At 41.5% G+C, this 25,582-nt stretch carries 17 protein-coding genes; 11 read left to right on the top strand and 6 right to left on the bottom strand.

The genetic code is table 11. The features are described from left to right. Positions 1–76: 76 nt before the first annotated feature. Positions 77–3,103: an exonuclease subunit SbcC gene (sbcC, locus tag AC5590_RS16580; RefSeq protein ID WP_169264639.1), complete on the bottom strand. Its 3,027-nt coding sequence runs from the start codon at positions 3,101–3,103 to the stop codon at positions 77–79. A gap of 618 nt (positions 3,104–3,721) precedes the next feature. Between sbcC and AC5590_RS16575 the strand changes: the two genes are divergently transcribed. From AC5590_RS16575 to AC5590_RS16550, 6 genes are all read left to right on the top strand, one after another. Beyond that, the gene (locus AC5590_RS16575) at positions 3,722–5,140 is read left to right on the top strand and encodes a tyrosinase family protein (protein ID WP_169264638.1); all 1,419 of its coding nucleotides are present in this window, start codon (positions 3,722–3,724) and stop codon (positions 5,138–5,140) included. Between the two features lie 587 nt (positions 5,141–5,727). Then, on the top strand, positions 5,728–6,633 hold the full coding sequence (locus AC5590_RS16570; protein WP_169264637.1) for a hypothetical protein: 906 nt from the start codon (positions 5,728–5,730) through the stop codon (positions 6,631–6,633). Between the two features lie 245 nt (positions 6,634–6,878). After that, positions 6,879–7,802, top strand: coding sequence for a DUF1822 family protein (locus AC5590_RS16565; protein ID WP_246162737.1), 924 nt, complete (start codon positions 6,879–6,881; stop codon positions 7,800–7,802). 37 nt (positions 7,803–7,839) lie between these two features. Beyond that, a complete protein-coding gene (locus AC5590_RS16560; RefSeq protein WP_169264636.1) occupies positions 7,840–10,149 on the top strand; it encodes a CHASE2 domain-containing protein in 2,310 nt (769 codons plus the stop codon). A gap of 111 nt (positions 10,150–10,260) precedes the next feature. Continuing rightward, a complete protein-coding gene (locus tag AC5590_RS16555) occupies positions 10,261–10,971 on the top strand; it encodes a DUF928 domain-containing protein (protein WP_169264635.1) in 711 nt (236 codons plus the stop codon). A gap of 132 nt (positions 10,972–11,103) precedes the next feature. Then, on the top strand, positions 11,104–11,739 hold the full coding sequence (locus AC5590_RS16550) for a hypothetical protein (RefSeq protein ID WP_169264634.1): 636 nt from the start codon (positions 11,104–11,106) through the stop codon (positions 11,737–11,739). An 84-nt stretch (positions 11,740–11,823) separates the two neighbouring features. Here AC5590_RS16550 and AC5590_RS16545 read toward each other — a convergent pair whose 3' ends face one another. From AC5590_RS16545 to AC5590_RS16525, 5 genes are all read right to left on the bottom strand, one after another. Then, complete coding sequence (locus AC5590_RS16545; protein ID WP_169264642.1) at positions 11,824–12,549, bottom strand: Uma2 family endonuclease; 726 nt, start codon at positions 12,547–12,549, stop codon at positions 11,824–11,826. 59 nt (positions 12,550–12,608) lie between these two features. Further along, positions 12,609–15,548: a CHAT domain-containing protein gene (locus AC5590_RS16540; protein ID WP_246162739.1), complete on the bottom strand. Its 2,940-nt coding sequence runs from the start codon at positions 15,546–15,548 to the stop codon at positions 12,609–12,611. Next, complete coding sequence (locus AC5590_RS16535) at positions 15,493–18,264, bottom strand: beta strand repeat-containing protein (protein ID WP_169264633.1); 2,772 nt, start codon at positions 18,262–18,264, stop codon at positions 15,493–15,495. Before AC5590_RS16535 ends, AC5590_RS16540 begins: the two co-directional genes overlap by 56 nt. After that, positions 18,261–19,046 carry a hypothetical protein gene (locus AC5590_RS16530; RefSeq protein ID WP_169264632.1) on the bottom strand — a complete coding sequence of 262 codons (786 nt, stop codon included), beginning with the start codon at positions 19,044–19,046 and terminating at the stop codon, positions 18,261–18,263. The genes AC5590_RS16535 and AC5590_RS16530 overlap by 4 nt, the downstream gene beginning before the upstream one ends. Positions 19,047–19,593: 547 nt before the next feature. Then, positions 19,594–20,568 (bottom strand): hypothetical protein, encoded by a 975-nt coding sequence (locus tag AC5590_RS16525; protein WP_246162741.1) that lies wholly within the window; start codon positions 20,566–20,568, stop codon positions 19,594–19,596. Positions 20,569–20,853: 285 nt separating this feature from the next. Between AC5590_RS16525 and AC5590_RS16520 the strand changes: the two genes are divergently transcribed. The 5 genes from AC5590_RS16520 to AC5590_RS16500 all read left to right on the top strand — a co-directional run bounded on the left by AC5590_RS16520 (position 20,854) and on the right by AC5590_RS16500 (position 25,410). Beyond that, positions 20,854–21,294, top strand: coding sequence for a hypothetical protein (locus AC5590_RS16520; protein WP_169264631.1), 441 nt, complete (start codon positions 20,854–20,856; stop codon positions 21,292–21,294). A 513-nt stretch (positions 21,295–21,807) separates the two neighbouring features. Then, complete coding sequence (locus AC5590_RS16515; protein WP_169264630.1) at positions 21,808–22,581, top strand: pre-peptidase C-terminal domain-containing protein; 774 nt, start codon at positions 21,808–21,810, stop codon at positions 22,579–22,581. Positions 22,582–22,788: 207 nt separating this feature from the next. Beyond that, entirely contained in the window at positions 22,789–23,496 is a 708-nt protein-coding gene (locus AC5590_RS16510) for a peptidylprolyl isomerase (protein ID WP_169264629.1), read from the top strand. Between the two features lie 210 nt (positions 23,497–23,706). Continuing rightward, complete coding sequence (locus tag AC5590_RS16505) at positions 23,707–24,393, top strand: calcium-binding protein (protein ID WP_169264628.1); 687 nt, start codon at positions 23,707–23,709, stop codon at positions 24,391–24,393. A 312-nt stretch (positions 24,394–24,705) separates the two neighbouring features. Further along, positions 24,706–25,410 (top strand): peptidylprolyl isomerase, encoded by a 705-nt coding sequence (locus AC5590_RS16500; RefSeq protein ID WP_169264627.1) that lies wholly within the window; start codon positions 24,706–24,708, stop codon positions 25,408–25,410. Positions 25,411–25,582: the final 172 nt, after the last annotated feature.

The following is a 25,582-nucleotide window of genomic DNA, read 5'->3' as shown; positions in this document are numbered from 1 at the left end:
CGTCTTGGCGGTTCGTTTAAAAAACATTAAGTGCATATTCATGGAGAATTGGTATCAGATGTATAGTAATTGTTGATTAAATCATTAATCGTACTTGCGAACCACTCTGTGTTTTATTCACTTCAATCCGGGCTTGAAAAGCTTCTTTGAGATGGGGCATATGAGTTACGGTTAAGATGCAGGCAAAATCAGAGGCGATCGCATTAATCGCTGCAATCAAGCGATCGCATCCTTCTGCATCTTGTGTCCCAAATCCTTCATCCACAATCAACAATTGCAACGCCGCCCCCGCCCGCTGCGCTAATAATTTCGCCAAAGCTAAACGAATTGCAAAGTTAATTCTAAACGCTTCCCCACCAGAGTAAGTTTCATAAGCCCGCGTCCCTCTGGCGTCTGCAATCAAAATGTCCAACGTATCTATCAGCTTGGCATTTTTCTTGCTTGCCTTACCACTCTTTCCGGCTCTTTGTGTGACAAATTGAACGTGTAACTGATTCGCACTCAATCGCGAAAGTAGTTGATTTGTCTCAGCTTCTAATTGAGGTAAGACGTTCTCAATCATCAATGCTTGGATACCATTTTTACCAAAAGCTTGTGATAGTTCCTGATATATACGGTGTTGTCGCTTTGCTTCTTGGAGTTGCTGCTGCTGTTGATCGTACTGAATTTGCAAAGTTTCCAGTTGGTGAGACTGCTGCTGCAAGCGTCCTAACTGGGCAATTTGTTCATCAAGTTGTCGTCTGCGTGATGTTATCTGCTGCTCTAATGTTTGAATTTGAGCAGATGGGTTTGCTGATTCTTCTAGCTGTTGGACGATGCTTTCGATTTGTAAATTATATCTTTGTCGTTCTGTCAATCTTGCCTGTAAAGAAACTTCTAACTCTTGCAATCTTGCTTTGAGTTGGGGATACTGCTGCTGTATACCGACAAGCTGTTGATAGCGTAATTCCCAAGCTTGAGTTTTGCGTACAGCTATACGAAGATTGTTATGTTGTTCTGACACGTAGCCAATTTCAGTCATGTGGCGCTCAAGGGCGGCGATTTGTCTGGCACATTCAGATTCAGTGGCTTCTTGCTGGATTTTGGTTTGTAATTGGGTAATTTGTGCCTCAATTTCTGGTTTTCGTGCGGCTAATTGTGTTTGACGCTTAGTTGCGTCTTTTATTTGGCTTAATCTAATCTCTGCCCATCGCCACCGCTCGACTTCGTTACGAGCAAGGGCGTGGTCTTGTTCATTATAGTTGAGTTGTTGTAAATATTGTTCGAGTTGCTGGAGTTCGGCGTGTGTGTCGTGGGCGTAGTCACCCATTTGGAGCGATCGCTCCAAGTGCTGCTTTTCGGCGACAATTTGTTGTAGCTGTTGCTCAACATCACTTGTCACCTCCAACTGTGCTGCCAATTGCCCTCTTTGTTCACGTAAGCTATCGTAAGGAGACAATTGTTGCGATATTTCTTTATATTCCTGTCTGAGAACCTGAATTTCTCTGTCTGAAACAGCCATTCGTTCTCGAACTATCCACAACTCATCCTCTGCATCTTTGTACTCTACTTTCGTTTTGTCTACCACACGGTTCCAGTGATGTTCGTCTAGAGGACGTTCGCACAAAGGACAGATAGCATTAGGGTTCTGAAGCATTTGCAGCTTTTGCTGAAGTTCTCCCAGTAGTTTTTCAAAGTCCCGTTGATGCGCTTGCAAACGTTCGATCAGGTGACGTCTTTCCTGTCCTTTTTCCTGCACTCGTTGCAGATAAACTCGCTTCTTTTCCAGTTCCGAAATCTGCATTGCCACTTCGATCACTGCTTGTTGCAGTTGCGGTTGGCGTCTGTGCTGACGTTGGAGTTGGTTCTCTGTTGCTTGGAGTTGTTCAAATCGAGCCATTAAACCAGCATGAGCACGATTCAGTTGACTTTGTAATGTGACTCGTTGTTGCAAAAGAGGAGCTACTTGTAGTTGCAACTGATCCATTTGAGCAACACGGTTGCGTGCAGTTGCAAGTTGTGCTATTGCAGCTTCGACTTCATCTGACTTGCTCAGAGTTTGCCGAAGTTCTTGCTCTTGTTGCTGTAAAGCCGCGAGTTGTGCTTCTGCGTGTTGTAATTGCCGTTCAATTTCGTTAATTTGTTGAGTGAGTTGTTGTTGCTTTTGTTGTCGTGCTTGTTGGGCGCGAGTGTGCTCTTCAAATTTAGCGCCCATTGCTTCTTCTTGAGATTGCAGAATTTGGTATTGATTGTACCCGGCTTTAATTTCAGCTTCTTGAGTTAGGAGTTCTTCTAAAGAAGATAGCTGATTGTCAATTGCTGAGTGTTCTTGTTGAAGGCGATCGCAGTCTTGAGTCAGATTTTGATACTGCTGCCTAACAAAATTGAGTTGTTGTTCCCAGTTTTGTCGCTGATGCTGGACAACTTGCAAACTTTGTAATTGAATATTTTCAAAGGCTTGTACTTGTTGTAGTTGATTGATTTGCCCTTCTAACTCAGCTTGTTTTTGAGCAGTTGCTTCACGCTGTTGCAGTTGAGATTTTAACGAATCCAAAAGGCGCTCTAACTCTTCGGCTCTTGCTTTAAACTGACGTGAGAGTTCTTTTGCCCGTTCTTCTAATTCATCATACTGATTAAGTTTTAATAACTCTGCTAATATTTCCTTACGCTCAGTTGGTCGCTTCAGCATAAATTCATCAGCACGACCTTGACGCAGGTATGCTGAATTGATGAAAGTGTCGTAATCCAGCTTAATATGTTCTAAAATTAAATCTTGCGTTGCCCTTATGCCTTTGCCAGTCAGTGCGCGAAACCCAGTAGGTGTTTGTATTTGAAATTCCAGAGCACCATTTCCACCACGCGATCGCGTGCGAATTACTTTATATGTTTGCTGGTTTGCTTCAAAGATGAAATCAACTCTAACTTCTTTTGCACCTGTATGGATAACATCATCTTCTGAAGGAGCTCTGCTTTCACCCCAAATTGCCCAGGTAATAGCTTCGAGTAGGGAAGATTTTCCAGCGCCATTGGAACCACAAATACAAGCCGTATGTAACCCACGAAAATCTAAAGTCGTGTCACAGTAACTGAGGAAGTTTTTGAGGGTGAGTTGGATTGGAATCATTGAGGATTAGGCACCACACCTTTTTTTAGAAGTAACAGTACAAATGCTCTTATTGCTAGTTTAGCTAGGTTATTATCATGTTTATAGTCCTTAACACTCCAATTTTACGAATGTTAACAATATAGTGAGCAAATTTTTCTTATTAGGCAAACTTCTTTTACTGTCGTCGTGGAAAATTTAATCTTTCATCAGGTTCTTTCCTCTTTCCTTGTGATAAACAATAAGTTTGTTTGATGCTTTAAACGTTTTATAATGTCAAGCAAAAAAGAAGACATGAGGATAAGGAAAAAGAGGAGCGAAATACAGAGAGTAACAGAGGGAGGGAAATTTCTCGCTTACCCGTTCCCTCACTCACCGCTAGCAACATCATAAAGAAACACCATCTCCCTTCTACCCTGTTAAGAGCGATGCACTGCGCCGCCCTGACTAGCACTCTTGCTAGTCGAAGTGGCTGGGAGCTTGTTGAAGTGTTCCCTATTCCCTGTGTTTCTTAAAAAATCAAGAATTGTTACAAAAGGTTGACTTTTTCAGTAAAACAATAAACTCATTTTGAGTGTTAATTTAATAGCGCAAAACTAGAGATTTTGCAATTGGTAAATAGGACTTAGCAAGTAACTTATGCAGATTCGTCGCAATATTTACAGGATATTAGAGAGTGGTGGCTCAGAAATTGCCGCATATCGTAGGGGTGTGGAGGTGATGAAAGCCCGTTCCAATGTCAATCCAAACGATACAACTGGATGGATATTCCAGGCAAACATTCACGGCACTTCACTGAGGAATCCTACCTTTAATCAATTTTGGAATCAATGTCAGCACCGAAGCTTCTTCTTCTTGTCTTGGCATCGGATGTATATTTACTTTTTCGAGCGAATTGTGCGATCTGCTTCAGGAGATGCTAAGTTTTCACTTCCCTACTGGAATTATTCTGAGCGAAATCAGAGTGTTTTACCAGAGCCGTTTCGCATTCCTGCAAATAGTTCAAATACGTTGTATGTGAGTCAGCGGAGAAACCAAATCAATCAAGGGCAAGCACTACCAGCAAACTCGGTTGACTATAGACGTGCATTAAGCTTTGTAAATTTCTTCTCCGATATAGGTTCTTTGGCTCCTTCCTTTGGTGGAGGCGTAGTGTCTGGACCAATACAGTTTGCTAATCCTAATGTTACAGGACAAATGGAAAACCAGCCTCACAATGTCATTCATGGGGATATAGGAGGAGGAGGTTGGATGAGCGATCCTTTGTTAGCCGCTCGTGATCCAATTTTCTGGCTACATCACTCCAACATTGATCGATTATGGGAGCAGTGGTTGAACCAAGGTCAGGGTCGTTCTAATCCAGTCAATAATTCAACATGGATGAATAGTAGGTTTATCTTCTTTAATGAAAATGGTCAAAGACAGGAAATGTCAGGTAAAGATATCTTAGATACAGCTTCACAGTTGGATTATGTTTACGACGATAAGCCGATGACTCCACCTCCTCCACCACCTACCGTGTCATTTATTGCACCACGCCCAAGTCAGCCTCAATTCCTTGGATCTACACCTGAAGGAAAAGTTATTCAGTTAACAGCAAATGCAGCTGAGTTTTCAATTTCTCCCATCCCACAAAGAGCAGCATTCACTGCCTTACCAGTGGAAAAGCAGAGAGTTATGCTTGTCTTTGAAGGTATTGAATATGACAAGCCCCCTGGCGTGAATTATGAGGTATACCTCAATCTGCCGGATGATAACTCAGCACCATTACAAGAGAATTATGTTGGAACCATAGGGTTGTTCGCAATGGAACCTCATAATCACTCACATGCTGAAGAACACTCTGAACACCAACACATGGCTCACGAACATGGTAACCATGACACTGGTGAGAAGCATCCAAAACCGACAGTTGTCTTGGAAGCAACTAACGTTGTGGAGGCGCTACAGCAACAAGGTAAATGGTCTAATCAATTCCGGATTACGTTAGTGACGACTTATCAAGACAAGCCACTTTCCGAAGTGCGCTTCCAGAAAATTTCTGTTTATACTTTCTAACTTGAGGAGTAAAGGTGAAGACAGTTTTTGTCTTCACCTTTCTTTTTAGGTGATATTTTGCACCATTACAAGTAAATTACTCAAAAGTTAGTTCCAGTGTCAAGAACTAGGGGTGTAAGGGTGTAGGGGATGTAGTTAGTGGGCAAAAGATGTGGGACTTGTACAAGCAAAATAAGCAACTTTATCAGTTCAAATATTAATTTTTGTAAAAAAACACATAATTACTGGCGCTATACGTGGAGTTACAATCACAGGATTATGATTCGAGCTTACAACGTACCTTGGTTCACCAAACCCGATAAAGGACTGGGGACAAGGAAAGTGTGTAAGACACAAGACGCACGCAGCAAAGACAGTGAAGGTTTAACGAACCCATTCTCTAACTTACTTTTCACGGTTCATCTTAAAAGCGGCTTTAGGATCAAGGGGTAAAGGCTGCCCTTTTCTCTTTAACCTTTGTCGTTTAACTATATGACGTGAAAAGTCAGATTATCTGAGCATGGGGTTGTTGAAGCAACGTTTTCTAACCTCTAAACCGCAGCAACCTCTAGTTAAAGAGTTGCAACGAGAGTGCTACTTTCAAGACTATGGATAAACGACTCGAACAACTAGTAACAGAGGTGCAACAGCACGCTCCTCACACTGAGGGGCGACAGTTAGTCTTGACACAGTTGGTTGATGAAATCCTGCGATCGCGCAAAATTTGCCGTCCACTAGGAAATCAACCTCTATTTGGCGTTTATCAAAAAATTTACGAACAAGTCCGACAGCAGCTGTTGTGTAACATTGATGAACAAATCAACCAGTACAATCTGAAACAGACAAATGTGAGGATATGGACTAATAACCTACGGAATCAAGCTTTTAGAGAAATCCTGGATGATGTTCAACTGAAACATTTAGCACTCTTCGCTCAACGTCACCCACCTCATACTGAGTTGCGTCAGTATGCTCTAGGAGAACTAGTTGAGGCAATTCGGCTTTATGGTAGGCTTTGCCATCCTCATAGAGAAAGATTTTCTCCTCAGTTTTATGAACTACTTTATGACGAAGCAGTTAATAAAACTTTGACCTATGTCTGTCAAAAAATTGACTATTATGATCCAGAAAGAGGTGAGAAAAAATTTATGAATTGGGTGAATTTTAGATTAGATAAAATTCTATTAAAAACCTCTCAGCCATTTGACCCAAAAAATATCATTACATTGCCTTCCTTTCTTGATTTAGAAGCCTTTGCTCAGCCAGAAGAAACAACGCATTTTCTGTATGAAAATCTTCGCGAGTACTTAGAAAAAGACTATGAAAATATTTTTAAAAAGGCACATATAAAAAATAGACCAGATGCAAACTTTTCTACAATAGCATTGGCAAGATTATCCGGAGATAATTGGCAAGATATTTCCAGAAAATTGGGAATTCCACTGCCAACTTTGAGTAGTTTCTTTCAACGTTGCTGCAAAAACTTTCGTCCAAACTTCAAACAATATATATAGAACAGGTAAGAAGGAGAGGCTGATGGGAAGAAAGGAAAAAAGGAGTGTGGGAGTGTGGGAGTGTGGGAAAAGAGTTATTGAGTATTAACTTTTCTCTCCCTCTCTCCCTCCCTCTCTCCCTCTCTCCCTCTCTCCCTCTCTCCCTCTCTCCCTCCCTTCCTCAAGAGTGTTTCTTCAGAGTTAAGCGTTCCCTGTTAAGCGTTCCCTGTATTTCTTGAAAGTTCAATCCATTAGAGACAATTAGTATGAACGTTCCTCAATCAACCATGAACCCTAAAATTGAGTCCTGGACTTTCGCTGTTCCGCTTGCTTTATCAGCTCATTCACGAGCAGAACAGTTTCGACGTTACCAAGTCAATCCTCAAAAAGCCAAACAAGTTTATCTGAATACTCTGGCAGTGTATGCAGTGAATTTTTATCTACAGTGCCGAGGATTTGAAACGGACTGGGAGACAAGCGACAGTTGCAACCCTGGAATGCAGATGCTGATGGATGTTGCCGATTTAGTGGTGAAAAATCGTGGTAAATTGGAGTGTAGACCAGTGTTACCTAATACAGAAGTTGTCTGTATTCCCGCAGAAGTCTGGTCAGAACGGATTGGCTACGTTGCAGTGCAGCTTTCTGAATCATTGCGAGAAGCAACATTGCTGGGATTTGTGGAAAAGGTGACATCCTTTGAGTTACCTTTGAGCCAGTTGCGATCGCTCGAAGAATTGCCCAGACACTTGAATCAAATTAGACCCGCAATCAACCTAAGCAAATGGTTTGAGAATATTTTTGAAGTTAGTTGGCAAGCCTTAGATGCCATTTTAGATCCAAAAGCAACTCAGCTCTCCTTCAGCTTTAGAAAAGCTGTGGAAGTTAAGCGGTGCAAGCTGATTTCATTGGGAACGCCGAATCAAGCAGTCGCTATGATTGTAGCAATTAGCCAAGCATCTGAGGTGGAAATAGACATCAGCGTGGAAGTGCAACCCCCACAAGGTTATACATATCTACCCTCGAATTTGCAACTCATAGTGCTTGATGAAAATGGAGAAGCAGTCATCAATACCCATGCAGGAAGTGACAATCAAAGTATTCAATTAGAGTTTAGTGGGGAGCCAGGAGACAGTTTTAGTGTTAAAGTTGCTCTTGGTGATGTCAGCGTCACAGAAAATTTTGTCATTTAGTTGTGCTTTGTCTTTTGTAAAAAACGACTAATGACCAATGACTAAATTAATTGTCCTCAAATTAGATGGTGATTTCCAACAGGGCTTTCGAGTCACGCTAGAAATTGGCGCGGAAGGTGAACGTCCTGAAACAGAAATTACTGGGAAGTTGCCAAGCGCACCCGAACTTGTCAAACAGTATAGTGGTTGGCAAGCAACTTATCGCAGCTTGGGAAAGGTGACTCGTGAGCTAAAAACTAAACGAGTCAGAATTGATGGTTCTTTAAGAAAGCTTAGGGATGAGTGTCGCACTCAAGCCAAAGAGTTAAGCGATCGCCTCAATAGTTGGCTCAAAACAGAGTCCTTTTTCTCCATTCGCGAGAAGTGGCTAGAAAGAGTCAGCACATCCGAACCTGTACGGGTGCTAATTTGTACCGAACACCAGCAGGTATGGCAGTTACCTTGGCATCATTGGGATTTGTTAGAGCGCTATAAATTTGCGGAAATTGGACTCGCTACTCTGGAGTACGCACCACAGGAGCAGAAGTCTATCCATGAAAATAAAGTGAGAATTCTAGGGATTCTGGGCAATAGCGAAGGCATTAAAGTTGAGGAAGACAAACAACAACTAGAGAATTTACCTGGTGCACAAACCACCTTTTTGGTGGAACCACAACGTCAAGAGTTAAACGATCAGCTTTGGGAGCAACACTGGGATATATTATTTTTCGCAGGGCATAGTCAGACTGAGGGTGAAAGGGGGCGGATTTATCTCAACCAAAGTGATAGCTTTTCCCTTGACGAACTCAGATATGCCTTACAAACAGCAGTGAGAGGTGGGTTGCAGTTCGCAATTTTCAACTCTTGTGATGGTTTGGGATTAGCCTGGGAGTTACTACATCTGCACATCCCACAAATGATAGTCATGCGGGAGCCAGTACCAGACAAGGTAGCACAAACATTTTTGAAGTATTTTCTGCAAGCATTTGCCAGTGGGAAGCCTGTGTACGAGGCGGTACAAGAAGCGCGACAACGACTGCAAGGTTTAGAAGATGAATTTCCCTGTGCTAGTTGGTTACCAGTGATTTGCCAACATCGGTCAGCTGTACCTTTCACATGGGAAGAGTTACGCGCATCTAAAACACCAGTTCCCCTGACACAACTTTCTCGCCCAAGAGTGTCCTTGTGGCGTCGTGCTCAAACAATTTTGGCAGCAAGTTTAGTTGTCACCAGCTTAGTTATAGGAGCGCGATTGCAGGGGATACTGCAAAATTCGGAGTTAAAGGCTTATGACACAGTTATGCGACTGCAACCACATCCAGGAATACAGGACAAGCGCATTCTTGTTGTTACCGTTAATGATGACGACGTGAAACAATTTGGCAAGCCACTGAGTGACCGAACGGTAGAGCAGCTGTTGACGAAACTAGAGAAATATCAACCAAAAGTCATCGGTCTGGATATTTATCGAGATACTCCTCAGAAAGAAGGTTGGGATAAGTTAATTGAACGTTTACGAAAGAGCGATCGCACTCTTGCAATATGTCAAGTTGGTGAGTCCAACGGTGCGCCTGCAATTGACCCTCCTCCTCAAGTTCCCCCAGAACGTTTGGGCTTCAGTGATGGTTTTATACACGATCCACCAAATGACACTATACGTCGCTATACTTTGGTTATGGATCGATCAGCGGAATCACCTTGCACAACACCCTACGCTTTCAGCTTTCAGCTCATACGCCATTACCTTCCCGCCACTACGCGCTATGAGTTTAACCCAGGTAAAAACCTATCCATTAATTCTATTGTCTTTGATGTATTGAAACCTTATTCTGGGGGATACCAACTACCCCACACTGATATGCTAGGTTATCAATTACTAATCGATTACCGTTCGCCTGATCGATTTTCCCAAGTCTCGCTGACACAAGTTCTGAACGAGCAAGATTCTGATTTGCTCAAATTGATTAAGGATCGCATTGTCCTAATTGGTTATGTCGGTGCAAGTACTAAAGACAAGCACCTGACACCTTTAGGGAAAATGCCAGGAGTGATTGTTCACACTCAAATGGTCAGTCAAATTCTCAATGTTGTCTTGGATCGTAGACCTTTGTTGTCGCCTTGGTCATCATTAAGCAACACAGTATGGGTTTGGGGCTGGTCGATGGTTGGAGGTATTCTAACTCTTACATTCTGTTCACCACGAAATCAGGGAATCTCAATTGGAGTAGCACTTTTGGCTAATGGTTGCATTTGCTTTGGCTTTTTTACCCAAGCTGTTTGGGTTCCTTTGATTCCATCCGCACTAGCTTTGGTAATGACAGGTGGCTCGGTGGCTTATATTGTCAGGACTTATGCACGAGCAACGTAAATAAGTCCGCAGCCTACCATTGGGAAGCGATCACTGTTTTTAATAGCGTGTGTATCAGTCCTAATTGTGTCAAAAAATCAGAAAAACTATTAAAATTTGCGACTTTATACTATGTTTCAACGCACATTTATTTGTTTAACTTGGATACTGATAACTTTTGCAACTGGCTTTTTACCAATCCAAGCTCAAACTCAAAGAAACTCCGATCCGCCCAGAAGCGGCAGACCACCAAATCGTATAGATGGAGGCGATCGCGGTAGGTGTTCAGCAACAAAAACATCTGCAAACAAAAATTTAATCGCTTTAGTACCTGCTACTGGCGAAGCCTTGAGTACTGCTGAATCTCCGACAATCTTGTTTTATGTACCCTATGCATCTAATTCATCCCTCGCTGCGAGATTGTCGTTACAGGACGAAAACGGCTATGGCGTCATTAAGCCAGTTCAGATAACACTGTCAGAAATTCCGGGGATTGTCAGCTTGCGCTTGCCAAAACAATTGGAGAAAAACAAGTTGTATCACTGGTTTTTTACAATTATTTGTGACACAAAAAACGGAACTAATAATGCTGGTGTTGACGGATGGATACGACGAATAGAACCAAGTCCTACTCTTGTACGTCAATTAGAGAAAAAATCACAACAGGAACGTGCAGAGTTATATATCAAAGAAGGGTTTTGGGTTGATGCTTTGGCGCTGCAGTTGGAGATGCGCCATACCAATTTGCAAGCTGATACTGGCTGGACTAATTTGTTACAAAATCTTGACTTGAGAGCGATCGCTCCTGAGAAAATTGTTCCATGCTGCACTCTCAAACAATAAACTTGATGTTTTAGTTGGCAATTGGCTGTGAAGTTTTGTTACTCAATGCATAAAAGTGTAGAACCTGCGATGAGTGATTGATGCAAGTTGCTAAATAGACCAAAACTAAAACTCTTGTTGAGGCGAAAAGTAGTGAAAATAACACATCCAAAGTATCAAAAAAATCAGTTTCAAAAATATCTTGTAACTACAGCATCCTGTTTATTAATAGTTCTTAGTACTTCTGTCAATTTAGTTAAAGCTCAATCGACAGATCGAGATAAGCCAACGCCACTAACCTCAAATGAAGTCACAGGTCCTATAAATAAGGATAGTTTAAACGAACACTTCTACACTTTCATGGCAGGAGCGGGAGAAGTTGTAGTTACTGTAGATGCTTTTTGCCAAGAAGGAGGAGTGGTAGAAGCCTATGTTGACTTATTTGACACTAATGCTCAAGAAATTGCAAGCCTAAGCCCTAGTGGTAGTTGTGTTATTGGTTCGCCACAGAGTGAGCGAAAAGTTAAACGTCTGCAATTCAGACGCCAAATACCTGTAATAATGCGAATCAAACCGCAAATAGTTAGTGTTAGTAGACAGGAAATAGGTTCTTACAAAGTACAAGTTCGTGGTGCTGTTAATTTATCAGGCGCTCAATCATCTCCTGCTGGAAGCAGTGCTTCTGTGCTGACAGTACCAAAGAAAGGAACACTTCGCATAGAAATGAATGATGGCACTGTCCAACAAGTTGACTTAGGACGGGTAAGAAGAGTACAAGTGCAAGAATGATAGAGGTATTTGGCGTTGGGCAATGTCTACTAAATCTAAGTTAGATCTGGGTTTTGGTGAGCATTACCCACCCTACAGATACTTTCATTCACTTGGTAGATTATCAGGGTCAATACCAAGCGATCGCAAATACTGCGCCAATTGTTCTGCTCGTTGTTGTTCCTGTTCTGCCCGTTGACGTTCTGTCTGTGCGATTTCTTCTGCTGTTAAGTAGCGGTTTCCTTGTTCGTCATACCAAGACAGTAGCTCCTGTTGAATCCCTCCAACTACAGCTTGGTATCTTCCAATACCTAAGCCGACTTCTGCCATCCAATAGGGTTCGCGGATTTGCAATTGATAGTTTTGATCTACCAACTTATAAACTTCAAATGGTTGATGTTGGTCGCGTCGCCAATACTCAGGATTGTAAATGACATAGTACAGCACACCGAGTTTGGCGTAAATATCTAGTTTCTCGTCGTATTCTCCTCCTGGGCTATGGGAAACCATTTCTAATGTCATGATGGGAACGACTTCGTTTTCTTCCCAAACAGCATAGCTCTTACGAGATTTTCCACCTTTTTTCCGTTCTACTCCCAAACTTAAAAAGCCATCCGGTACTATGGGTACTCTCGGATTCACTCCTGTGGTGTGATACACTGCCATATCTACCCCAAAGAACCAATCCATCCGCGCAGCCCAAATTGTGTTCAACAAGAATAGTAAAAAGTTGGGCACAAAGTTCTGGTCTTCGTTATCCACAGGTATATCGTCTGAACAAGGTAGTTCGTCGGTAGTTGGTAACGCGATTTTGAGATGGTCTGTTGGCATAGCCGTTATCTCGGTGGCGTTTGGTTTTTCAATTATAGGTGGGAAATTGCGTTTAAACATCAAAGCCAATCACCCACCAGCACAAAAGGTGACCAATAAAATGGATGTCTATACTCACCTTGTCTATTCTGCAATAAGTCAAGTTGAGTGTGCCTGAGTGCTGCGGCTTTTGTCATCTGTTGTTTTACAAGATGCTGGTAGAATTGACCCATAAACAAAGCAGTGGACTTATCGTTAACTGACCACAGTGATGCGAGTGTACTGAGTGCGCCTGCTTTTACTGCTACACCAGCCAGCCCCAAAGCAGCGCGTTTATCTCCTGTGGCTGTCTGACAAGCACTCAGGACAAGTAATTGAATCGCGTCAGGTCTACTTTGTTTCCTAGTTTGAAGTAATTCTTGTAACTTATTTAAATTGATAGGAACATTTGGCGCACTTAGAATAAATGTCTCTTGTGGATTAGAACTGAAATGACCATGAGTTGCAAAGTGAACTATGGGGTAAGAAGATGAATAAAGCTTACTTTGTAAATTCTTGGTTTGAAACTGCTCGTCGAGCATTTCTTCAGAGGTAGGCAAAATTTGTTTTATTGTCTCTACTTCATTTTTGACATTTGATAGTGGCTGAAAATTAAAGATGCTTCCCTCAATAGAAAATGTGCTACCTTTGGTCAAACCTGCAATGAGAGCTTTGAACTGTTTTTTTTCTGAAGGCTTGGGACTTAACAGTTGCAGTGCTGGAGCGATCGCGACAGCGTACTTCTGCACAAGATACTGTTTACCATCCCACAAAGCAACCATCGGAATATCTCGTAAGGAACCATCCAATATAAACACTAAGGTTTTAATTTGGTTTGAGTTCAAGTATTTCTCAGCTGGTCGAATCAGCCAATCATAGAGTTGACGAGATAAAGGCTCATATTCATCGCGACCAGAATCATTTCGTGTCAGATATCCCCGCAATTCATTGAGCTTAGATTCTAACGTATTCCTGCTTATAGAAGTTGTGTATTTAATCCACTTTTGCTTGGGTAACGAGAGTATGATTTCTAATCTATCTTCTAGAATGATTGGATAAATAAATGCTGTATTCGGATCTAACTTGTCCAATTTTGCTTTCAAATCTAACTTGTCATCATCCAGGTTCAGCCGCACTATTTGGCTCAGGTTACAATTGAGGAAATTTTCCAGTTCAGCTAATTGGAGAGAGTCGATCGCATAAATGGCATCTTTGAAAATTTCTTGGTTTAGTTTTGGGTTTAGTTGAGAGTTATCCTCAGTCTGTAATAGCAAATCAACTAGCTGGCGGTGAATAGGTTCGACATTTTCCCGAAAAGAGAACTGTACATCAGTATCGATGGTGAGTAAATCATTGCGAACGAACTTGAGGGAGTTAAACGCATTTTTATAAAAAGCGATCGCTCTTTGTCTATTCCCTTGTTTTTCCCATAAACGTCCCAACTGCCATTCCCAACGGTAGCGAACATCAGGTGCTTGAATCTCCTCCGCTAACAAAAGAGCTTGCTGAGTCAAATCTTGAGCTTTTGAAAACTTTCCAGTTAACTCGTAAAGTTCACCCAATTGTCCTAAAGCATAGGATTCAGCTTTGCGATCTTTCAAACTACGACTCACATGAATCCCAGTGGTTATCATCTGTTCGATTTCCTGCGATGAGGGAGGAGATGTGATTTCTTCGCTTGGCTTTGAGGGCTGTTCTCTGAGCTGCTTTAAGCTAGTGCAGCTTAACCATAAAACTGATTTTTTGTCAATACTTGGTAGAAAACAAGTCAGATTCCGGGCAAAGTTGAGTCTGGCGTAGACATTTGTTGTACTGGCAGGTAAGCTAGCTAACGACTGCTGAATTTGAGGTTGCAGTTTGGCAGCTTCCAACCATTCCCCAGTTTCCACCCAGAGGCTAAATAGATTTAGTTGAGCCTGGAGTCGGAAACTAGGAGATGCAGCAGCCTGTTGATAATTATTGATAGCATCACGAATATTATTTTTAGCGTTTTCTTGGTTATTAATGACTATAGCTCTGTTAGCTAAAGCGCGTTTGGTATTACCCAACTCCAACCGTGCAGAGTTAGCAGCTTTATTCAGTTGAAATTCTTGAGCCACTTGCAAACTCTTCTGTAAGGACTTCTCAGACATTGAAAGATTGCCAATACGTCTGAGAACTTCACCAAGACTCTGCCATTGGGAGGCTTTGAGGTTGGGATCTGATTCCTGTTGTATAATTTGCTCTATCCGCTTTATCACTTGCTCAACGTCTGGAAAGTCCACTAATGGCTGATGGCTCAATCCTGCAAGTGCTTGACGGCTTAAACCTAACCATTGTAATGCTGTTATTTCGTTAATTAAGCTACCAACGACACCCGCACGATTACCAGCTTGTTGGTAGCTAGCTTCTGCTTGCTTCCAGCTTTCTAGAGCAACAGACCAATGTCCCCTTGCCCATTGCAGACGACCTTGAGTGTTCCAAATTTTCGCCAGAACGTCTAAGTAAGCCTGGGTGTTAGTTGTGTTTTTCTGATTTTCCAGCAACTGACGACTTTGCAAGATTGCCTTTTCTGCTTCCTCCCACAGCCCCAAGTGTTGATAAGCTAAGGAAAGATAACGCAGTACCAGCGCTTGATTGAGGTTATCTTTTTGGCTGTTGGCAAATGCCTGCTGAAAGACTCCTATTGCTTCGGAAAATCGTTCTGTATTGTAAAGTTCTATACCTTGTTGTAGTAATGTTTGGGTGTTGGAAGTTGGGGCGATCGCTTGCATATGAGCGATAAGCCGGGGGCTTGACGCTACGCGTATCGCATAATTATTTCCTGCAACCCCTTGAGCTAGCAGAAGTGGGACAGATAAAGTTGTAATTAATCCCAAAATTGTTAAAAAGATGAATCTCAGTATTCGGCGGTACACCTCAAGTAGATGATGCTGTGGGAGCATGTCACCGCAGACTACAGCGACTATCTTCAGCCACGAGAAAAACTTCCCCTTTTTCATTTATCACCCACCCTTGCGCCTCTACAATTTTGTCCGGCACAGTTGCTACGCTTTCCCTTTGTCTACTTGTCCCCGTCTGTGTTGACACTGGTACATCTTCCCAAATATTACTGCTACTCAGCGGTTCGTAAGGGTTAATAGCTAATCCCCCTTTGCCAGTGGAAGCCAACGATGATTGTTTTCCAGCCGTTTGTGTTCCAGTTGTTTGGCAACCCTGTGCCACTTGCACGTTGACTGGTTCTACGGGCAACTGGACTAACCCCCGAGTGGGGTCAATATCTGGTGTGTTTATGAAAACACTACCATCTAAGCCAAATTCTGAACTAGCATCGATGTCATTGGTGCTATTCTGTGGGTTTGAGTTTCTTTCCTCTAGTCCAAAGATTGCCTGAGTAGTGATTTTAATATTGCCGCCGTCTCCTCTTTCTGCCTTGGCAATAATATCGTTATTTTGATTGGGAAATGCAATAACAAACCCAGCATCAATGTTGATATTGCCACCATTGGCATTATTACTAGCTTGAGCAGATATTAAACTATTGTCCTGCATGAGTAGTATATTTTTGACTTGCAGGTTGATATTGCCGCCTTCACCATTGGCAGTGGCTGCATTGATAGTTCCGTGATTGAGGCGAACAGAATTTGCCTCTACTTGCAAATTACCTGCTTCTCCTAAACCTGTAGCACTGAGGTTAATTTCAGCACCATCTTTCACTGTGAAATTAGGAGTGAAAATATTTAAGTCGCCAGCATTTCCCGTTCCTTCAGCTTGAGTCAACAAGCTACTGGGAACCTGTTGTGAGCTAGAACCAATTGTGCCAGTACCAACAACCTTTACAGATTCGGAAGCATTTACAGTTAAAGTTCCTCCTGATCCTCTTTGATTATTAACAGCATCTTTTTCTAAAAGAGAACCTGCTCCTATCTGTCCCCCAGCCTGAATAATTAACCGATTAACATTCAAAGTAACATTAGCCCCTTTACCTATGCCAAAATTATCAGCAGAGATAATGGCTCCCTTCTCGACAGTCAATTCTCCTGTAGTAATCTTCAAATCTCCTGCATTAGCAGTAGTAATGATCGAGTTTCCTAATTCATCTTTCAATGCTGGTTCAGCTGAAACAAAAATGCCACTTCTACCCTTACCTCTGAATTCTGCTAATGGTGAATTTCCACTTAAGAGAATAAAGTCTGAGGCTTTGATAGTCAAAATTCCTCCTTGACCTTGATTCTGAGCAGTAGTTGCTATCTGTGCCCCATCCTTGATAATTAGCTGTCCAGTGTTAATAGTTAAATTTCCGCCATTGCCTGTAGCTGTCGCTTTATCCTTAACACCAGCAAACAAAGCACTAGGATCATTAATTCCTGGTATTGTCCCTATCAGTTCTATTGACTCGGAGGCATTAACTTCTAAATTTCCACTATGACCCGATCCAAGAGTTTCAGTTGATACCTGCGCCCCATTTTTTACTGTTAGCTTTTTAGTTTCAATTGTTAGTGTTCCACCATTGCCTGTAGCATTCTCTTGAACTCTAGCAAACAGACCACTAGGAATCTTCTTATCTGCATCAATGAACGCACCCTCTAGTTGTACTTCCGAAGCACTTATCTTCAAATTCACTCCTCTACCTGCGCCATAATTGCCAGCTGATATTTGTGCCCCATTCTTGACAATTAATCGTTCAGTTTCAAGTGTTAGTTTGCTTTGTTCCCCTGTAGCTTTCCCATAAACGTCATTGAACAGAAGAGTCGGAACGCTAAAGTCAAATCCCGCATCTACTGAGTTACCTTCCAGTTTTAATAATTCAGAACCTTTTACTGTCAAATTTCCTGCTTGACCTTCAGTTCGAGCAATAACAGCAACCTGACTACCTTCCGTAAGTGTGACACGCCTTCCCTGAATCTGGATATCACCACTACTATCACCGTCACTAACGACAAAAGCTGCCTGAGATAAGTTAATGTCTTGGAAGTTTTGGATTCCTTCATAGCCTAATACCCAGCCTTGGTCTATGGGAGTCAGGCTGACTACATTATTACCTGCAACACTTCCTAACTCAATTCGTCCTCCTTTTGTGGACAGATACCCCCCTTCTATTAGTACATCACCACCGACAAGCGCTAGGGTTTGATTGGGTGCCACTCTGAGTCCGATTAAATCGTCATCACTGTTGACAATTGAACGATTAACAATGCTTTTTGGCATTTCTCCAAAACCCAGACCTATAGGAGCACTGATAGTTAATAAAGGCTTAGTCTGAGTAGCTGAGGTGTTGAACTTAAAGCCATCAGCGAAGATAATGCTACTTGCTGTACTGGCTAGAAAAGAGCCACCAATATCTAATTGGGCATTAGAACCAAAGATAATGCCATTGGGGTTGATTAGAAATAGATTAGCAGCGTTATTCGCTTTAATAATGCCATTTATCTCAGAAATGGAGTTACCGGTGATACGGGAGAGGATGTTACGGATTTCTTTGATATTGTTAAAAAAAGCGGTATCTCCAGTAGGGACAGAAAACTTTTCAAAGCTATGGAAGAGATTATTTCCTACCCTGGTTCCTCCATCAATCTGAATGGTCTTGTCCTGAATTGTGACAACAGAATTTTCAGGCAGAGTTGTATCTGGAACAATTTGTGCTTGAGTGGAATGGGAAGCTAACAAATTGATAAAGATACTTCCATTGATTAACAAAATAATAGGAAATAGTTTCATGGGTGACTCCTGTTGAGTTTATTTCGTTTTGTACTTAGGAAAAAGCCCATACCTAAAGCGCCTAAAGCTAATAAACTATTGGTAGCACTAGATTCAGGGACTTGAACTATTCTGTCATTTGTTTTTTCAACTTTTATTACACCAGATCTTAAAATATTTTGATTTATAAGCTCTGTAGATGAAACTGTTTTAGAACTAACACGAATTTCATTGATTTTACCTAATAATTGGTTATTGATTATATACTCTAGAGAATTAACAGCCTGTATAGGATCATCTATGTCTTCAAAGTCGTATATTCCACTATAATTGTCAATGTCATTTAAACTACGTATTATTAAAGCTAATTCTGTTATTCCTCTGCTATCTAGAGCTTCACCGCTCAAAATATATTCAATTCTCCTATCATCAGGAATTAAAATCGCCTTCAAATTTAATGTGGAAGGTTCTGTTATCTTCTCTTCTACAAATTCTGGAAAGTATCCTCCCGGCTTCACATCTTCATTTGCATCAGCTATTCTACCTGTGAAATTCTCAATAGCACCAGGAAAGAGACCTAGGTTGTTAGTTAAATTATCATCTTGATCTCTTCTAGGATTACCTGCTAAATCTATTGTATAAATTTGAAATTTATACCTTACCTCTGCAATGTTTATCTTACTCCCTGAAGGTTCATTTCCAGTACCTCTAGAACTTGCTGCTTCCACTGATTCTATACAAGTTCCAACAATGGTAGTTGTAGCAAAGGCTGTAGCCATCAATAATTTCATTGTCTTCATCATTTCAAAACCTCTCGTCATAAAAGTTATTCAAATATCTTGAAAATTTGGTTAACCAAAAGATGCTTCGCTCAACTTCGTTACGCGCTTTGCAGAGCGAGGAGCTGCGCTAACATAATGACAGGGGTATTTTGGCAAAGTTGGGATGCTTCCCATAATGCTGTACCTTCAATCTCCCTCAACACACTGTTTAGGAGAAAATATTTCTTAACATATCCCTGCTTGTCCAGTAGGTAGAGGAGTTATTGCCAACGGAAGCACTCATAGCCAAACCGGATTGTCGGCGTAACTTATTCCCGACCTTAATTTTCTGGTGTATTTGGGAATAATACATATCATCCAAACACGAATAGCTGTAATTTCACTGTTGTCTGGATTGTTTTCATGAAAACAATAATATTTTCTCACAAAAGCTTTACATATTTTCCGTACTCCTGGTGTAAAAACGCAGAGCAACTTAACCAAAGGCTATGTTGAATGCTAAGAAGGTGCCAAGCCATAATACTCGCTCTTGAAGTCTCAGTTTTATTAAACAGATAGTTCATTTGCACTATTCTCGAAACTGAGAGCGAAATTTATTACAACAACGCTGATAAAAAACACTTAGAGTTGATATTGAAATTTGAAATTCTGCTGAAATCTCGTCCCAGCTTTTTCCAGAAAATCTCGCCAAAGCTATAGCTTTAAAATTAGCATCTGGTCGATTTTTGATATGAGCTTGCTTAAAAAGATTTTCACTATCTTCTTCTATTTTTTCACGAATTATCTCAAATAATGAAGGTGGTTCTTCTTGCTGTGGTATCATCTCTAAATCAGAGAGTGAAGGTAATTCTCGGAGCCTGGGATCTCTGAGTTCATGATAGGACTCTATAATAGAGCGATCCAATCGAAAATTTACCCAGTTCATGAACTTTCTGTTACCTCTATCAGGGTCATAAGTATTAATTTTTCGGCAAATATAAGCTAGTGTTTTGTTAACAGCTTCTTCGTAAATTAGGTCATAAAACTGAGGCGAGAATCTTTGTCGATGCGGGTGAGCAAGCTTGCCCGATAGACGAATTGCCTCAACCAGTTCCCCTAAAGCATACTGCCGTAACTCAGTTAGTGGTGGGTGTTGTTGGGCTTCTAGTGCCAGTTTTTTGAGTTGTTCATCGTTCAGGACTTCTTGATAAGTCCGATTCCGCAAATCGTTTATCCATGCCCTCACAGGAAGAAATCTTGGGTTGTAATTATTAAGTTTCTCATCAATGTTATGAAAAAGTTTTTTTCGTAATTGTTCGTAAATTTCCTTAGAAATACTAAATAGAGGTTGAGCGATAGGTGGACGATCAACTTTGCGCGATGCTCCCTCTGGGAGCCGCCCCTTAGGCGATCGCAATATTTCATCAACGAGCCGAGTTAACGCCAACTCTCGTTCTTCAGACTCAGGAGCATATCGTTGCGCCTGTTGGACAAGTTGTTTGAGTCGCTCATCCATAGTCATGAAAGTGCTACTGGGAGTGCAACTCTTTACTAAAGTGTTCATGATTGTTTTTCATTCTCTAAACAACCAGGTGGAGCATCAGATTAGGTGCTCCAATATGATGAACCGATGGTGTTGCGCTGAGTGAGTGTTCACTGCGCTTTGCATTAGTCATATCTCAATTGTTACTTTGGCTAAACAGCCAGAAATTATTGCTTTTGTTACAGAAATTAATATTTGAGATTTTGCAGAAAATGATCGCTTTTTCGTTGAGTTATAGACAGAAGGAGGGAAAGGAAACTTAACTGTAGCGACCAAAATAAGTACACTAAGTAAGGAAAGACGATAATGAGTAGTATCTACGCCACCAGAAAAGCTTGGATGAAAAAAATCACCCGTCTAGTACCACTTTTCTTAGGGCTGAGTGTAATAAATGTAGCAAGTCTTTGTTTATCAACCACTCAAAAAGCGGAAGCACTAACAGCCTCAGATTGGGTAGGAACATGGATCTGTAATAACGACGGTCAACCTCCAGTACAGGTAAGGTTCTGGCTGCATTATGATTCGGTCATAGGGCAAATAGGTGATAATTCTTGGGCTGTTATACAAAGACCTTACGATCCTTCAATCGATCCTCCTACTGATCGCAAAGATCATGTACTGCCTCTATCTGTTCAGAGCAATCAAACGCAGTGGTTTTTAGCAATACATACATGGGATCAGCGCTATGCTAGTGGCTTTTCAAAATGGAATGGTAGTGTTTATGGGATGTCCTGCACTCGTCAATAGAAATTAGTCAACCTGGTCAACTTTTGCCTCCCACCCGGTTAGGGGAATGGGTAGTTATTGTGCGACTAGAAAAACTGATCCCAGTTCAACTCAACCAAGCCATGCGCCAGCAACTGCTCAATGAACTTTTTAAAAGCTGGCTGCTCTCGCAGCTCGCTAAATTGGTTAGTGATGGGTTGATCTCGTTGAATTGAGCAATAAGGAGCAAGAACTATCTGTACCAGAATTTACTACTTTTCTACATAAATTAATATTTGGAATTTTGCAGAAAACTATCGCTTTTTCAGTTGAGTTATAGACAGAAGGGAGGAAAAGGTTTAACCCTCTGTTCAAATACTAACCTACAACAGCTGTTTTGAAATTACGCAATCGAGGCACGTCACAACTACAGATGAATAGGGTTTTGACTGAACTGCTCATTCACTACTAGCTGTGATGTATCAGTAATTGAGTTGCGTCAGTGCTGAATTAAACCAGTTAATTGATACCTAAACATTTTCAGGAAGGAATGAAATGGCAATCCAAAATATTAACCTTGGTACACTTAGTGAAACACCAACACCTGTCGAGCATCACTCCGTCAACAGCAGTGAACCCTACGACACCTACCGTTTTAGGCTGGATAGTCCCGGTAACATCAACCTGTCTCTTACTGGGACGAGCGCTGATGCTGATGTTGTACTATATCGGGACGTTAACAACAATGGTGTGATTGATGACGGGGTAGACACGTGGATTCAAAATTCAACTTTTGGGTATAATGAGGCTCATGATGAAGCGATTAATGTCGTAGCGGAAGCAGGTAACTACATTGCTAAAGTCTATTCATTTAATGACAATAGTACCGATTACGATCTGAGACTATCGACCACTCGCTCTTACTCAACTACACCTAGTAACCTTCTCTCTAAGGAATTTACAGCAGGTGACTGGACTGGAATATTTCAGGATCAGACCTTTAATGGATCTTTAGGTGATAGCAACACTAGTGATCTTTATTACTTCCATCTCCTTCGCATTGGTGGTTCTGTTGGTTCTGATACAATTAGTAGTATTACTCTCTCTGGATTAAGCAACGATGCTGACATCCGACTCATTAGAGACTCCAATAACAATCGCATCGTTGACGCAGGTGAGGAAATTGATAAGTCGCAGAATCTTGGTACTGCAAATGACACTATTTTCAACATCAATCAAGGAGGTTCTTACTACCTGCAGGTCTATCAATACAGTGGCAGTACCGACTATACGCTTAACTTTGACTACACCTATGTTCCTCCAGCTTGAACATTGGTTGAGACCTTCAGGGGTAAGAAGGCTAACAAATAACTAAGGCATCTGGTAGCATTGTCAGACAATACTGTCAAACCAGATCGACAGGGTAATTGATGCTAAACGGTGCTGGCGCATGATGTATCGCCAGCACAGCACATATCTATCTGTCTTCCCCTTGCTTACAGAATCTTGCTTACGAAATTGAGAAGCTAAGCAGATATGACAACAGTTTTACAACTTGGAAAACGAACAATTACGGCTGAGGAAGTCATTCCACTACTGAGTAGTTACCAAATGCTGCCCCAATTGTTGCGTGAGAGTATTATTGACCAAGCGATCGCATCTATCGAATGCACCTCTGAGGAAACTGCTTTTGCTTACCAGCAGTTTTATCAACAAAACCAGCTAACCTCAGACATTCAACAACAAGCTTGGTTAGAGCGTTATTGCAACAGCCAAAATGACTTAGGAGAAGCCTTGATTGTGCGGATGCTGAAAATTGAAAAATTTAAGCGTGCAACTTGGGGTAACAAACTAGAGTCTTACTTTTTAAAACGCAAAAGCCAGCTCGATCAAGTCATCTATTCTTTGATTCGGACTAAAGATAAAGGTATTGCTGAAGAACTTTACTTTCGCCTTCAAGAACGAGAGCAGACGTTTGCCGAACTGGCTTACGAATACTCACAAGGTTCAGAAGCTCAAACTGGTGGAATTATTGGTCCAGTTGAACTAGGCACTATTCACCCAAAACTGGCTCAATTGCTTTCAATTAGTCAACCTGGTCAACTTTGGTCTCCCATGCCCTTGGAAGAATGGCTGTTGATTGTACGCCTCGAAAAATTGATTCCAGCACAGTTGAATGATTCTATGCGTCGAAGATTACTTCGTGAACTTTTTGAGGGCTGGTTACAACAGCAGTTGAGTTAATGTCGTAAATAAAACAATAGAAATACTCATACTCATGACAGTGCGATCGCTATACGTGCTCACATTTTTTTTACATAAATTAATATTTAGAATTTTGTTTGAAAATTGCAGAAAACTATAGCTTTTTCAGTTGAGTTATAGACAGAAGGAGGGGAAGAAAACTTCACCTTCTGTTCAAATACCAACTTAAAAAAATAAGGAGAAACTAAAATGCCTGCTATTTACGGCACCATCTACAATGACAACGATACCTACGGTCCAGATGGTAACTTCCACTCATCAATAAATGGCACTGACCAAGCCGACATTTCCATCTTTGGCAAAGAAGGCGACGACATAATCTACGGTCGAGGAGGTGGCGACATAATCGATGCCGGATCTGGCAACGACACTGTGTATGGCGGTGACGGTAATGACACGATCTTGGGTCGTACAGGTAATGACGTTCTATACGGTGATAATGGCGACGATGTTCTGTTTGGAGAGGCAGACAACGATAAACTATATGGCGGGGCTGGCAACGACATCCTGTGGGGCGGAGATGGAGATGATCGTCTTGATGGTTATGCAACCACCGGCACGGAATATGACACCTTAAAAGGTGAAGCAGGGTCTGACGTTTTCGTTCTTGGTGGCTGGTGGGGAGTCTCCTACCAAGGATATGGCTACGCTACCATTACGGACTTCAATGGCGCATATGATTGGATAGAAGTCCCTGGCAATGCTAATACACAATCATACAATGGTATCTCCTACTCACTTGGCACGGGCAACTGGGAAGGTAGTTCCGCTACAGATACCCTTATTTACTATGGGGCTCAGACGCCTGAAAATGTGATTGCTGTTGTGCAAGACACGACCGACGTGAACTTTTCACGGGACTTCAGATTCGTCTAGACAGAACTGTTGTGGAGGATTGAATTTGTATGCATCTTACGAGTTCTAGCTGCAACTAAGGATGACTCTGTAGATGTAGATTGGGGCTTCCCAATCTACATCTATGAAATCTACATCTTTGACCCACCATGCAAAATAATTACTGTACAACTGCTCTTAAACTGAGTTGCATAAGTGCTGAATTAAACCAGTCACCTCCTTCGCTTAATTCATAAGGTACGGCATTCGCACAGTGAGAAATTAAGAACCCCACGTATAAATCCGGGGGCTTAAATCCGGATCTTGCTTACAAAATTGAGAAGCTAAGCAGATATGACAACAGTTTTACAACTTGGGAAACGAACAATTACAGCTGAGGAAGTCATTCCACTGCTAACCAGCTACCAAATGCTGCCCCAATTGTTGCGTGAGAGTATTATTGACCAAGCCATTGCTCGTATCGAATGCACTCCTGAAGAAACGGCTGTTGGTTACCACCAATTTTATCAGCAAAATCAACTAACCTCAGACATTCAACAACAAGCTTGGTTAGAGCGTTATTGCAACAGCCAAAATGACTTAGGAGAAGCCTTGATTGTGCGGATGCTGAAAATTGAAAAATTTAAGCGTGCAACTTGGGGTAACAAACTAGAGTCTTACTTTTTAAAACGCAAAAGCCAGCTCGATCAAGTCATCTATTCTTTGATTCGGACTAAAGATAAAGGTATTGCTGAAGAACTTTACTTTCGCCTTCAAGAACGAGAGCAGACGTTTGCCGAACTGGCTTACGAATACTCACAAGGTTCAGAAGCTCAAACTGGTGGAATTATTGGTCCAGTTGAACTAGGCACTATTCACCCAAAACTGGCTCAATTGCTTTCAATTAGTCAACCTGGTCAACTTTGGTCTCCCATGCCCTTGGAAGAATGGCTGTTGATTGTACGCCTCGAAAAATTGATTCCAGCACAGTTGAATGATTCTATGCGTCGAAGATTACTTCGTGAACTTTTTGAGGGCTGGTTACAACAGCAGTTATGAAGCAGCTATTTGATGTTTGAGTTGAGTGAAATATAAAGTATTGCGCAGCGCGAATATTCACTGCGCTTTGCATTAGTAATCTCTCAATTATTACTTTGAGTAAACAACCAGAATTGACAGCTTTTTTTACAAAAATTTATTCCTGTAATTTGATTGAAATTTTGCAGAAAAC

Source organism: Brasilonema octagenarum UFV-OR1 (assembly GCF_963888615.1).
Classification (GTDB): Bacteria; Cyanobacteriota; Cyanobacteriia; order Cyanobacteriales; family Nostocaceae; genus Brasilonema; species Brasilonema sennae.
This window is presented reverse-complemented; position numbering and strand designations above follow the sequence as displayed.

Bases quoted from the DNA above. Each gene is read 5' to 3' on its own strand.
- AC5590_RS16510 (WP_169264629.1), top strand. From the start codon at position 22,789: ATGACAACAGTTTTACAACTTGGAAAACGAACAATTACGGCTGAGGAA.
- AC5590_RS16530 (WP_169264632.1), bottom strand. From the start codon at position 19,046: ATGATGAAGACAATGAAATTATTGATGGCTACAGCCTTTGCTACAACT.
- AC5590_RS16500 (WP_169264627.1), top strand. From the start codon at position 24,706: ATGACAACAGTTTTACAACTTGGGAAACGAACAATTACAGCTGAGGAA.
- sbcC (WP_169264639.1), bottom strand. From the start codon at position 3,103: ATGATTCCAATCCAACTCACCCTCAAAAACTTCCTCAGTTACTGTGAC.
- AC5590_RS16575 (WP_169264638.1), top strand. From the start codon at position 3,722: ATGCAGATTCGTCGCAATATTTACAGGATATTAGAGAGTGGTGGCTCA.
- AC5590_RS16505 (WP_169264628.1), top strand. From the start codon at position 23,707: ATGCCTGCTATTTACGGCACCATCTACAATGACAACGATACCTACGGT.
- AC5590_RS16515 (WP_169264630.1), top strand. From the start codon at position 21,808: ATGGCAATCCAAAATATTAACCTTGGTACACTTAGTGAAACACCAACA.
- AC5590_RS16545 (WP_169264642.1), bottom strand. From the start codon at position 12,549: ATGCCAACAGACCATCTCAAAATCGCGTTACCAACTACCGACGAACTA.
- AC5590_RS16555 (WP_169264635.1), top strand. From the start codon at position 10,261: ATGTTTCAACGCACATTTATTTGTTTAACTTGGATACTGATAACTTTT.
- AC5590_RS16520 (WP_169264631.1), top strand. From the start codon at position 20,854: ATGAGTAGTATCTACGCCACCAGAAAAGCTTGGATGAAAAAAATCACC.
- AC5590_RS16540 (WP_246162739.1), bottom strand. From the start codon at position 15,548: ATGAAAAAGGGGAAGTTTTTCTCGTGGCTGAAGATAGTCGCTGTAGTC.
- AC5590_RS16525 (WP_246162741.1), bottom strand. From the start codon at position 20,568: ATGAACACTTTAGTAAAGAGTTGCACTCCCAGTAGCACTTTCATGACT.
- AC5590_RS16535 (WP_169264633.1), bottom strand. From the start codon at position 18,264: ATGAAACTATTTCCTATTATTTTGTTAATCAATGGAAGTATCTTTATC.
- AC5590_RS16560 (WP_169264636.1), top strand. From the start codon at position 7,840: ATGACTAAATTAATTGTCCTCAAATTAGATGGTGATTTCCAACAGGGC.
- AC5590_RS16570 (WP_169264637.1), top strand. From the start codon at position 5,728: ATGGATAAACGACTCGAACAACTAGTAACAGAGGTGCAACAGCACGCT.
- AC5590_RS16565 (WP_246162737.1), top strand. From the start codon at position 6,879: ATGAACGTTCCTCAATCAACCATGAACCCTAAAATTGAGTCCTGGACT.